Origin of the sequence: uncultured Georgenia sp. (assembly GCF_937958535.1) — a bacterium.
In the GTDB taxonomy this organism is placed as follows: Bacteria; Actinomycetota; Actinomycetes; order Actinomycetales; family Actinomycetaceae; genus Oceanitalea.
This window is the reverse complement of the sequence record NZ_CALGNQ010000196.1, coordinates 1-10858: the sequence shown is the minus strand read 5'-3', so window position 1 is coordinate 10858 and position 10858 is coordinate 1. Positions and strand designations below refer to the sequence as shown.

Genomic DNA, 10858 nt, shown 5'->3' with positions numbered 1-10858 from the left:
GCACCCGGGCCACGCGCAGCGGCCCGCGCCGGTGGGCGGTGGGCAGGTGCTCGGCCCGGACGGGGTCGGCGAGCAGCTCGAGGAGCAGCTCGTCGGTGGCCGCCCGCACCGCGGCCGGGGCGCTGCCCTCGGGCAGCTCGGCCGCGGCGGTACCGCGCAGGGCGCGCCGCAGCCCGCGCAGGGACACGGCGTCCATCCCGCCGAGCGGTGAGCACAGCAGCGAGACGGCGGCCTCGGCGTCGAGCCCGCCGGTGACCGCCTGCAGCGCGGTGAGGAACGGGCGCACCGCGGGCTCCTCGCGCAGCGCCACCCGGGCGCCCTCCTGGGTGACCGGGACACCGGCCTCGCGCAGCATCCGGCGCAGCCCGGCGACCTGTGCGGTGGACCGCACGACGACGACCATCTGCGACCACGGGGTGCCCTCGTGGAGGTGCTCCTCGCGCAGCCGCCGGGCGATGTGGGCGGCCTCCTGGCCGGCGCTGCGCAGCACGGCGGTCTCCACCCCCTGCGGGGCTCGCCCGCGCGGGCCCGGGGACGCGCCGGTCTGCGCCGCGTGCGGGGCGGTGCGGTGCCGTGCGCCGCCGACGACGGAGACCTCCTCGGTGACCCGCCGGGTGACCTCGCGCAGCGCGGGGGTGCCGCGCCAGACCGTGCCCAGCACCTCGCGCTGCGCCCCGAAGCCGCCGAGCGCCTCGTCGGTGACGGCCCGCCCGACCAGTGCTGGGCTGCCGCCGCGGAAGCCCTGGACGCCGGCGTCCGGGTCGCCGAGGAGGACGAGCTCGGCGCCGTCGTCGGCCAGCGCGTGGAGCAGGCGCGCCGTGGCCAAGGTGGCGTCCTGGTAGTCGTCGACGACGACGGTGCCCCACCGGGGCGGGCTGAGGTCGGGCAGGTCGGTGCGCCAGCGGCGCAGCGCCTCGGTGGCGACGTCCACGACCGCCGCGACGTCGTAGCGCGCCCCCCGGTCGGCAGGGCTCTCCCCGAGCACGGTGACGTCGATGTACTCCTCGAGCACGACGGCGGCGGACTCCCACTCCGGGCGACCCGCCCGGCGGCCGAGCGCGGAGAGCTCGGCGGGGCTGAGCCCCAGCTCGACGGCCCGGGTGAGCAGGTCGCGCAGCTCACGCCGGAAGGCGTCCTGCGCCCGGGTCTGCGGACCGATCGCCGCCGGCCAGCGCGGGTCGCGGCCCAGCCCCTCGGCGTGGCCGGCGAGCAGCTCGGCGAGGATGGCGTCCTGCTGGGGCCCGGTGACGAGCGTGGGCGGTGGCTGGCGCAGGGCGGTGGCCCGGGCGTGGACGACGGCGTAGGCGAAGGACGCGACCGACCGCACCAGGCCGCGGGTGCTGCCGCCGCTGCCGAGCAGCCGGGTGCCGACGATCTCCCGGACGCGGTCGGCGGCGCGCCGGGACGGGGCGAGGAAGAGCGCCGGGGCGCTCAGCGGGTGCGTGCCGGGGCTCGGTCCGCCGGCGCGCGCGAGGAAGGTCTCCACCGCCGTCGTCGTCTTCCCGCTGCCGGGTGCTCCGACGACGAGGACGTGACCGGCCCCGGCCGGACGGGTGACCACGCGACGCTGGTCGGCGTCGAGGTCCACCGGTCGCTGGGCCGCCGGGAGGCTGAGTCGTACCTGCACGCCCCGATCGAAACACGCCCCACCGACATCGCCGGGGACCCACGCGGTCACGCCGTCGGCGAACACCGTCCGGTCCGCGGGGTGGGGCGCGCCTACGATGGTGCGACTGCTACCGGCCCGCGGCCCCGGCCGCCCCCTGAAGGAGCGAGGACACCTTGGAGATCACCATCGGCGTGCGCGACATCCCCCGCGAGATCACGATCGACTCCCCGCTGACGGAGGAGGAGCTGCGGAAGGTCGTCAAGGCCGCGCTCGACGAGGGCACGACGCTGGAGCTCACCGACGAGCACGGCCGGCAGGTCCTCGTCCCCGCCGGGGCGCTCGGCTACGTCCGCATCGGCTCCGAGACCGCCCACCGCGTCGGCTTCGGCGTCTGAGCCCCCGCCCCGGGCCGGCCGCCGGCGTCGGCCCGGGCCTCAGGCCGCCAGGCCCAGCCGCGCCATCCGGCGGGCGTGCCCGGAGGAGATCGTGCCCAGCGCGGGCGCGGCGAGCCCGCCGAGGTCGGTGCCGCTCGTCGCGGCGACGACCCCGAGCACCGGCTGCACGGTCCCCAGCGCCTCCCCCGCCACCCGCCGGCCCCAGAGCGCGAGCCGGTCGGCGAGGCGCGGGTCGGCGTCCGTCGCACCGCGGACCTGGTCGGCGACGACGTCGGTGAGGTCCCGGCCCGCCAGCGCGTCGGCGGCGAGCCCGGGCTCGGCGAGCTGCTCGACGACGAGCCCGACGAGGTCGCGCACCATCCCCCCGGCGACCGTCGTGCGCACGACGCGCTCCCACCAGTCCGTGGAGACGGTGCGCCGGCCGATGCCGTCGAAGATCTCGAGGTAGGGCGCCGTGCGCTCGGCGAGGTCCACACCTAGCCCGGCGGCGGCCCGCTCGACGTCGGGGTGGCGTTCGAGCTCGGCGGCGGCGAAGCCGGCGAGCGCGACCCGGGTGCGCACGTCCGGGGCGTGGGCGGCGTCGGCGGCGAGCCAGTCGAAGAGGGCGAACCGGCCGGCCGTCACGAGCCCGAGGACGGTGGCCACCTGCTCCGGTCGCTCGAGCCGCGGGTGTTCGGGAGTGGACACGGGCCCAGCGTAGTTCCCCGGTGGTGCGGCGGGACTCACAGCGCGCGCGGCCGGTGGACCGCTACACTGATGGGGTCCATACGGTTGCCCGGTCGTCACGTACGCATCCACGCCGCGAGAACGCGCGGCTGTTCATTCACGATCGGCTGCCACGACCAGGCGGTGCTGCCGGCCCTCCGCCGGCCCGCCACAACCGGATAGGTACCACTTTCGTGACTGACACCACCTCGGGCGTGATCACGCCCACGTCCGGCGACGAGCGCCTCGACGTCTCCACCGCCGCCGACGCCGCGGCCCTCGACGACGCCGGCATCGACACCCGGACCACCGACGTCACCGACACGAGCAATGCCGCCCTGGCTCCCGAACGCACCTTCGCCGACTTCGGCGTCGAGCCGGCCATCGTCGAGGCGCTCGCCGAGGCGGGGATCACCCACCCCTTCCCGATCCAGGCGCTCACCCTGCCGGTGGCGCTGTCCCGGCACGACATCATCGGCCAGGCCAAGACCGGCACCGGCAAGACGCTCGGCTTCGGCATCCCGGCGCTGCAGAACGTCGTCGCCCCCGGCGAGGAGGGGTGGGACGAGCTGCCCGACCCCGGCAAGCCGCAGGCGCTCGTCGTCGTCCCCACCCGCGAGCTGGCCATCCAGGTCGCGGGTGACCTGCAGACCGCCTCCCGCCGCCGCCCCACGCTGCGTGTGGTCCAGATCTACGGCGGGCGGGCCTACGAGCCGCAGATCGAGGCGCTGCAGCGCGGCGCCGAGGTCGTCGTCGGCACCCCGGGCCGGATGGTCGACCTGCTCAAGCAGCGCGTCCTCGACCTGTCCCGGGTGCGGACCGTCGTCCTCGACGAGGCCGACGAGATGCTCGACCTCGGCTTCCTCCCCGACGTCGAGACGCTCATCGCCGCCACCCCGGCCGACCGGCACACGATGCTGTTCTCGGCGACCATGCCGGGCGCCGTCGTCGCCCTCGCCCGCCGGTACATGTCCCGCCCGACGCATATCCGGGCCCAGGACCCGGACGACGACGGCGCGACCGTCAAGTCGACCCGGCAGGTGGTCTACCGGGCGCACGCGCTGAACAAGGTCGAGATGCTCTCCCGGATCCTCCAGGCCGAGGGCCGTGGGCTGACCATCGTCTTCACCCGGACCAAGCGCACCGCCGCCCGCGTCGCCGAGGAGCTCACCGAGCGTGGCTTCGCCGCCGCCGCCATCCACGGCGACCTCGGCCAGGGGGCGCGGGAGCAGGCGCTGCGCGCCTTCCGCTCCGGTAAGGTCGACGTGCTCGTCGCCACCGACGTCGCCGCCCGCGGCATCGACGTCGAGGACGTCACCCACGTCGTCAACTACCAGTGCCCCGAGGACGAGAAGACCTACCTGCACCGCATCGGACGTACCGGCCGGGCCGGGCAGTCGGGCACCGCGATCACCTTCGTCGACTGGGACGACGTCCCGCGCTGGACGCTCATCGACAAGGCGCTCGGGCTCGGACAGCCCGATCCGGTGGAGACCTACCACACCTCCCCGCACCTCTACACCGACCTCGGCATCCCCGAGGGCGTCGGCGGGCGGCTGCCGCGCGGCGCCCGCACCCGCGCCGGGCTGGAGGCCGAGGAGCTCGAGGACGTCGGCGAGACCGGCAAGTCCGCCGGCCGTGGCCGCGCTGCCCGCTCCGGCCGCCCCTCCTCCGGCCGCACGGGCACCGGACGTGGCCGCCGTCGTGGCGCGGGCCAGGGTGAGCGCCGCCAGGGTGAGCCGCGCGAGGACGGCCAGCCGCAGCGGCGCCGCCGGCGCCGCACGCGTCGGCCCAGCCAGGGCAGCCCCGCCGAGAGCTGACCCTCGGGAGGACCCCGGCCACGGACCGGCTCGCCTTTGCATGAGCCGGTTCGTGGCTTTTGTCACCGAGTTTCGCTAACCTGCACGCCGTGCGACGGGCGGCGGTGGGACGGTCGAGGGGGCGGCGCGCCCGCACGACCTCGCCTGCCTCCGTCGCCGCCACCGGGCTGCTCCTGGCGCCGGTCGCTGCCGGCGCGCTCCTCACCGGCTCCTCCCTCGTCGAGCTGCTCCACCGCACCGGGACGGTGCTCGGCTACGTCGGGATCCTCGGCACGAGTGGTCTCGTCCTCTTCCGCGAGCTCCTCCTGGACCGGGCGGCGTCGAGCGTCCGGAGGCACGCACTGCGGCCGACCGCTCTGCTCGCCGGGGTCGCCCTCCTCGGTCTCCTCCTCCACCTCGCCGCCGACGGCGCCTGGCGCACCGGGGCCGGACCGGCCGACCTCGTGGACCCCGAGGTGCTGTGGGACACGGTCGTGGGCACACCGGTGGGGCCGGCGGCGGGTGTCGCGGTGGTCGGGCTGCTGCTCGCGCTGGGGCGGGGGCACACCGTCGCCGGCCGGGTGCTGGTGTGCGGCGGAGCCGTCCTGGCACTGCTCTGCCTGCCGCTCACCGGTCACACCCGGTCCGTCGGCCCGGCGTGGCTGGTGGTCGGCAGCGACACCCTGCACGTCCTGGCGGGTGCCCTGTGGTTCGGCGGGCTCCTCGGCCTGGTCCTCACCCTGCGCCGGAGCGTGCCGGCCGACGCAGCCGCCCGGACGGTGGTGCGCTTCTCCACCACCGCCGCCGGGCTCGTCGCCGCGGTCGCGGTCACCGGGACCCTGCTCGCGTGGCGGATCCTGCCCGACGCCGGTGCGCTCGTCCGCACCGGCTACGGGCGCACGCTGGTGGCCAAGGTGGCGGTGGTCGCCCTCGTCGTCGCCATCGCCGCCTGGAACCGGTTCCGGCTGGTGCCCCGGGCGGCCGACACCGCCGCGCACCGCACCCTGCGGCGCACCGTGGCCGCCGAGGCCGCGCTGGTCCTCCTCGCGCTGGCGGTCACCGGCGTGCTCGTGAGCCAGAGCCCGATGTAGCCCGGCCGGGCGGGGCCTCAGGTGTACTGCTCGATGAACACGAAGACGGCGTCGGCCATGAGCTGGACGGCGATCGCGGCGAGGAGCAGCCCGGCGAGCCGGGTGACGAGGGTGGTCCCGCCGTCGCCGAGCACCCGGTGGATGACGTTGGAGAACCGCATCGCCAGCCACAGGCAGACGTGCACGGCCAGGACGGCCAGCGCGATGGCCACCCACCCGGGCGGCCCGTCGGCGTCCTGGACGGCGAGCATCGCCGCGACGATCGCGCCCGGGCCGGCGAGCAGCGGGGTGCCGAGCGGCACGAGCGCGACGTTGACCTTCCCACCACCGGCCGGCTCGGGCTCCTCGGCCTTGCCGGTGAGCAGCTCCATCGCCACGAGGAGGAGCAGCAGCCCGCCGGACAGCTGCAGGGCGGGCACCGAGATGCCCAGGAAGTCGAGGATGTAGGGCCCGAGCACGGTGAAGACGGTGATGACCCCCAGCGCGACGGCGGTGGCCTCCAGGGCCGCCCGCTTGCGCTCCTTCGCGGTGCTCGTCGAGGTCAGCGCGAGGAAGATCGGCACCGTCCCCGGCGGGTCCATGATGACGAAGAGGGTGAAGAAGGTCGTCGCCAGGAGCGGCAGGTCCACGATCTGGCTCACGGCCGGACCACGGGCAGGTAGCCCTCGCTCTCGATCTGCTCCAGCACGGCCGGGTCGGTGAGGTGCTCCCCCAACCGGTTCGGCTTGCCGGCGCCGTGGTAGTCGCTGGACCCGGTGACGAAGAGCCCGAGCGAGCGGGCGAGGTCGCGCAGCTGGGCGCGCGCGCCCTCGTCGTGGTCGCGGTGGTCGACCTCGAGGCCGGCCAGCCCGGCCGCGGCGAGCTCCTCGATGACCTCGTCCTGGACCACCCGGCCGCGGGACGCCGCCCGCGGGTGGGCCATGACGGGCACCCCGCCGGCGCGGCGGACGAGCTCGACCGCCGCGACGACGTCCGGGGCGTCGTACGGCACGTAGTAGGGGCCGCGGGAGCTGAGGATCTCGGCGAAGGCGGTGGTGCGGTCGGTGACGTAGCCGCGGGCGACGAGCGCGTCGGCGATGTGCGGCCGGCCGACGGTGCCACCCGGTTCGAGGCGGGCCTCCACCTCCTCCCAGGTGAGGTCGAAGTCGCGGGCGATGCGCTGGACCATGCGGCGGGCCCGGCCCAGGCGCGAGTCGCGCGCCCGCCGGACGGCGGCCCCCAGGCCGCGCGCGTCCGGGTCGTGGAGGTAGGAGAGCAGGTGGACGCTGATGCCGCCCGCGGAGGTGGAGATCTCCGCGCCGCGGACCAGGGCGACACCGGTGCGCCCGACGGCGGCCGCGGCCTCCTCCCAGCCGTCCCACGTGTCGTGGTCGGTGAGGGCGACGACGTCGAGGCCGGCCTCCCGCGCCGCGACCATGACCTGTGCCGGGCTCTCGGTGCCGTCGGACCGGTCCGAGTGGGCGTGAAGGTCGATGGCCGGCAGCACGTGCCCCAGGGTACGTGCTGGCCACCGGGCCGCACGTGCGCCTCGCGTGCGACGATGAGCACATGAAGGACACCGACCGTTCGGAGAGCCAGCCGTTGAGCGAGCGGGGCTCCAACCGCTCCCAGCGCCCCACCTCTGCCGCCTTCCGGAGGTTCATCGCCTCCGGCTGGGCCGAGCGCGAGGAGGTGCTGCCCGAGGAGAGCCCGGCGGCGCCCTACGCCGCCGCCCGGCGGGCCCGGGTCGGGGCCCAGTTCCCCGGGGAGCGGCTCGTCGTCCCCGCCGGCACGCTGGTCACCCGCTCCAACGACACCGACTACCGGTTCCGGCCGCACTCCGCCTTCGCCCACCTCACCGGCCTGGGCACCGACCAGGAGCCCGACGCCGTCCTCGTCCTCCACCCCGTCGAGGGCGGGGAGCAGACGCACGAGGCGGTACTCTACTTCCGCCCGCGCGCCGGGAAGGACAGCGAGGAGTTCTACGCCGACTCCCGGTACGGGGAGCTGTGGGTCGGGGAGCGGCCCAGCCTGGAGGAGGTCGCCGCGCTCACCGGCATCCGCACCGCCCACATCGACTCCCTGGCCGACGAGCTCGCCAAGGACGCCGGGGCGGGCGGGGTGCAGGTCCGGGTGGTCCCCGGGGTGGACGCCTCCGTGGAGGCGCAGGTGAACAGTGCACGCCGCGGGCAGAGCGAGACCGCCGCCGCCGACACCAAGCTCGCCGAGGCGCTGTCCGAGCTGCGGCTGCGCAAGGACGACTACGAGGTCGCCGAGATGCGCAAGGCGATCGCCGCGACCATCAAGGGATTCGAGGACATCGTGCGGGCGCTGCCGCGCGCCGTCGAGCACCCGCGCGGGGAGCGGGTCATCGAGGGCGTCTTCGGGGCGCGCGCCCGCGAGGAGGGCAACGCCACCGGCTACGACACCATCGCGGCCTCGGGCAACCACGCCAACACCCTCCACTGGATCCGCAACGACGGCCCGGTGCGCCCGGGTGACCTCGTCCTGGTCGACGCCGGGGTGGAGGTCGACTCCCTCTACACCGCCGACGTCACCCGCACCCTGCCGGTCGACGGCGTCTTCACCCCCGCCCAGCGCAAGGTCTACGACGCCGTCCTCGAGGCCGCCGACGCCGCCTTCGCCCGCGCCTCCCAGCCGGGGGTGCGCTTCCGCGACCTGCACGCCGCCGCAATGGAGGTGCTCGCCCACCGGCTCGCCGAGTGGGGGCTGCTGCCGGCGTCGGCCGAGGAGTCGCTGTCCGAGGAGGGCCAGTACCACCGCCGGTGGATGGTCCACGGCACCAGCCACCACCTCGGCATCGACGTCCACGACTGCGCGCAGGCGCGGCGGGAGATGTACCTCGACGCCGAGCTGCAGCCGGGGATGATCTTCACCATCGAGCCGGGCCTGTACTTCCGCGCCGACGACCTCACCGTCCCCGAGGAGCTGCGCGGCATCGGGGTGCGGATCGAGGACGACATCCTCGTCCGGGAGGACGGCTCGGTGGAGAACCTCAGCGCCGCCCTGCCGCGCCGCGCCGAGGACGTCGAGGCCTGGATGGCGAGCCTGCGCCAGGTCTGAGCCGCCGTCCGGGGGCGCCCCGGCACGGCGTCCCTGGGTGGCTCAGTCGACCCGGCCGGCGCGGAACACCTCGCCGATGATGTGCTGGTGCACCCGCTCGTAGGTGCGGGCCTGGTCGCGGGCCTGCTGGGCGAGCGCCTCGAACAGCGGGGTGGGCAGCCCGAGGTCGTCGGACAGCTCGGCGAGCACCTGCCACAGGCCGAGCTTGCCCATGACGGCGCTGCGCATGAGCTCGGACTCGAGCAACGGCGTCATCGGTGAGCCGCCGGGGCGCTCGTCGAGCTTGAGCCGGCCGGCCTTCTCCGCCACCCACGCGGCCGCCTGCCGGTACGGGCGACGGCGCAGCTCGAGGGAGTCGATGAGCTCCTTGAGCAGCTCGCGCTCCTCGCGGATCTCCAGCGCGACCCGCTCGAGCTCCTCCCCGAAGTCCGTGTCGGCGTACGCCGCGGCCATCCGCTCGGCCCGCTCCAGCCCGGCGGTGGCGCCGGTGAGGTGGTCCGAGAGGTACAGCCCGAGGATGTCCCGCTCGAGGTGCCGCGGCACCCGGTGGGCGACGGACTCCTGGCCCGGCCCGAACGGCGCGTCGGGGTGCACGCCGCCCGGTGGCTGCTGGTCCTGCGGCCAGCTCTCCCGCGGCCGCATCTGTGGGCTGGCCGTCCCCCGTCCCTCGGCCATCCCGGTGAGGATCTCGCGCAGTGCCTCCTCCGCGTCGGACCGTGGCTCCCAGCCGAGCTCGCGCCGCGCTCGCGAGGCGTCCATGACGGGGACGTTCATCCCCATGTCCAGCCAGCCGGCGTCGGACGCCAGGGCGTGCGCCTGCCACGCGAGCGAGACGACCGGCCGCACGACGGAAGCGGGGATCTCGACGACCCGCCCGTGGTCGAGGATCGCGGCGAGCCGCTCCCCGGTGAGCAGCGGCTCCGCGGCGGCGTTGAACGCGCCGGTCGCACGCCGGAGGACGATGCGCCGGTAGAGGTCGGCGAGATCTGCCCCGTGGACCGCCTGGAGCCGCAGCCCGGCGGGCAGCGGGAGCACCGGCAGGGCTCCGGGGCGCAGGAGGGGCGGGGGCACGAAGGCCCCGAGGAAGAGCCGGAGCACCTCGGCGCCGGAGTCGGAGTCGAAGATGAGCGCGGGCCGTACCCGGGCGACGGCCAGGCCGCCGGCCTCAGCCTCGTCGAGGATCCGCTCCTGGGCCGCCTTGTCGACGGCGTAGTGCGAGGTCGCCGCGCTGCCGTGGGTGGGCCACGACTCGTCGCGCGGCTCGTCGTCCTCCACCGGGGAGTACGCCCCCACGGAGGATGCGACGACGAGGTGCCCGACCCCGGCCCGCCGGCACGCCGCGACGACCCGGCGGGTGCCGTCGACGTTGGCCCGCCGCAGGACGTCCCGCTGCCGGTTGGGCTGGATGAGCCACGCGAGGTGGACGACGGCGTCAGCGCCCTCGAACGCCTCGGCGAGCCGGTCGACGACGAAGTCCTCCCCCTCCGCGAGCGCGACCGGGGCCGCGATGTCGACCTGCTCCCACCGCGCACGGTCGTAGGGCGCCGCGGTGGTGTCCGGTGCGCGCCGGGCGATGCCGACGACCTCGAGCTCCTTCTCGTCCCGCAGGGCGTCGAGCAGGAACGTCCCGGTGTGCCCGCTCGCCCCGACGACGGCGACCCTCATCGTGCCTCCCTCCCACCGCGCGCCGGCGGCGCGGCGGGGTCGAGCACGACCTTGACCGCGCCGTCCTCCTTGCGCTGGAAGATGTCGTAGCCATGGGCGGCGTCCTCGAGGGACAGCCGGTGGGTGCGCAGGTCGAGCACGCCGAGCGGGTCGGCGGGGTCGCTGACGAGCGGGAGCACGTCCGGCACCCAGCGGTGGACGTTGGCCTGCCCCATCCGCAGGGTGACCTGTTTGTCGAACAGGTCGAGCATCGGCATCGGGTCCTGGGCGCCGCCGTAGACACCGGACAGCGAGATGGTCCCGCCCCGGCGCACGATGTCGACGGCGGTGTGGAGGGCAGCGAGCCGGTCGACACCGGCCCGGGTGAACAGGGGGCGCGCGAGGGCGTCGGGCAGCAGGCCGGCGCCCGCCTGGATCCCCCGGGCCACCGGCGACCCGTGCGCCTCCATGCCGACGGCGTCGACGACGGAGTCCGCGCCGCGTCCGTGGCTCAGCTCGCGCACGGCCTCGGCGACGTCGTCCCCGGCGCGC

The 10858-nt window shown here is 75.8% G+C and carries 9 protein-coding genes and 1 pseudogene; 4 read left to right on the top strand and 6 right to left on the bottom strand.

Going from position 1 to position 10858, the window contains the following annotated elements; translation table 11 throughout:
• The coding region (locus tag Q0195_RS10495; protein WP_299278074.1) for a UvrD-helicase domain-containing protein at positions 1 to 1627 on the bottom strand (1627 nt) is incomplete at its 3' end.
• Positions 1628 to 1782: 155 nt separating this feature from the next.
• On the opposite strand from Q0195_RS10495, the gene Q0195_RS10490 reads away from it, so the two are divergent.
• Positions 1783 to 2004 carry a DUF3107 domain-containing protein gene (locus Q0195_RS10490; protein ID WP_299278072.1) on the top strand — a complete coding sequence of 74 codons (222 nt, stop codon included), beginning with the start codon at positions 1783 to 1785 and terminating at the stop codon, positions 2002 to 2004.
• Positions 2005 to 2043: 39 nt separating this feature from the next.
• Here Q0195_RS10490 and Q0195_RS10485 read toward each other — a convergent pair whose 3' ends face one another.
• Positions 2044 to 2691, bottom strand: coding sequence for a ferritin-like fold-containing protein (locus Q0195_RS10485; protein WP_299278069.1), 648 nt, complete (start codon positions 2689 to 2691; stop codon positions 2044 to 2046).
• Positions 2692 to 3002: 311 nt separating this feature from the next.
• Here Q0195_RS10485 and Q0195_RS10480 point away from each other — a divergent pair, with 311 nt between their 5' ends.
• Together Q0195_RS10480 and Q0195_RS10475 are read left to right on the top strand one after the other, a co-directional pair.
• Positions 3003 to 4529, top strand: a complete 1527-nt coding sequence (locus Q0195_RS10480; RefSeq protein WP_299278077.1) for a DEAD/DEAH box helicase — start codon at positions 3003 to 3005, stop codon at positions 4527 to 4529.
• Between the two features lie 104 nt (positions 4530 to 4633).
• Entirely contained in the window at positions 4634 to 5599 is a 966-nt protein-coding gene (locus tag Q0195_RS10475; RefSeq protein WP_299278066.1) for a CopD family protein, read from the top strand.
• Positions 5600 to 5616: 17 nt separating this feature from the next.
• Here Q0195_RS10475 and Q0195_RS10470 read toward each other — a convergent pair whose 3' ends face one another.
• Both Q0195_RS10470 and Q0195_RS10465 read right to left on the bottom strand, forming a co-directional pair.
• Complete coding sequence (locus Q0195_RS10470) at positions 5617 to 6240, bottom strand: MarC family protein (protein ID WP_299278063.1); 624 nt, start codon at positions 6238 to 6240, stop codon at positions 5617 to 5619.
• A complete protein-coding gene (locus tag Q0195_RS10465) occupies positions 6237 to 7085 on the bottom strand; it encodes a PHP domain-containing protein (RefSeq protein ID WP_299278062.1) in 849 nt (282 codons plus the stop codon). The genes Q0195_RS10470 and Q0195_RS10465 overlap by 4 nt, the downstream gene beginning before the upstream one ends.
• Before the next feature lie 62 nt (positions 7086 to 7147).
• Here Q0195_RS10465 and Q0195_RS10460 point away from each other — a divergent pair, with 62 nt between their 5' ends.
• Positions 7148 to 8662 (top strand): aminopeptidase P family protein, encoded by a 1515-nt coding sequence (locus Q0195_RS10460; RefSeq protein WP_299278060.1) that lies wholly within the window; start codon positions 7148 to 7150, stop codon positions 8660 to 8662.
• Positions 8663 to 8704: 42 nt separating this feature from the next.
• On the opposite strand, the gene Q0195_RS10455 is transcribed toward Q0195_RS10460, so the two are convergent.
• Together Q0195_RS10455 and Q0195_RS10450 are read right to left on the bottom strand one after the other, a co-directional pair.
• Positions 8705 to 10327 carry an NAD-dependent epimerase/dehydratase family protein gene (locus Q0195_RS10455; protein ID WP_299278058.1) on the bottom strand — a complete coding sequence of 541 codons (1623 nt, stop codon included), beginning with the start codon at positions 10325 to 10327 and terminating at the stop codon, positions 8705 to 8707.
• Positions 10324 to 10858: pseudogene (locus Q0195_RS10450) on the bottom strand (glutathione-dependent formaldehyde dehydrogenase); the annotation flags it as partial. The pseudogene Q0195_RS10450 and the gene Q0195_RS10455, both read right to left, overlap by 4 nt.

Excerpts from the sequence above, each read along its gene's own strand:
- Q0195_RS10460 (WP_299278060.1), top strand. The coding sequence starts at position 7,148 with ATGAAGGACACCGACCGTTCGGAGAGCCAGCCGTTGAGCGAGCGGGGC.
- Q0195_RS10455 (WP_299278058.1), bottom strand. The coding sequence starts at position 10,327 with ATGAGGGTCGCCGTCGTCGGGGCGAGCGGGCACACCGGGACGTTCCTG.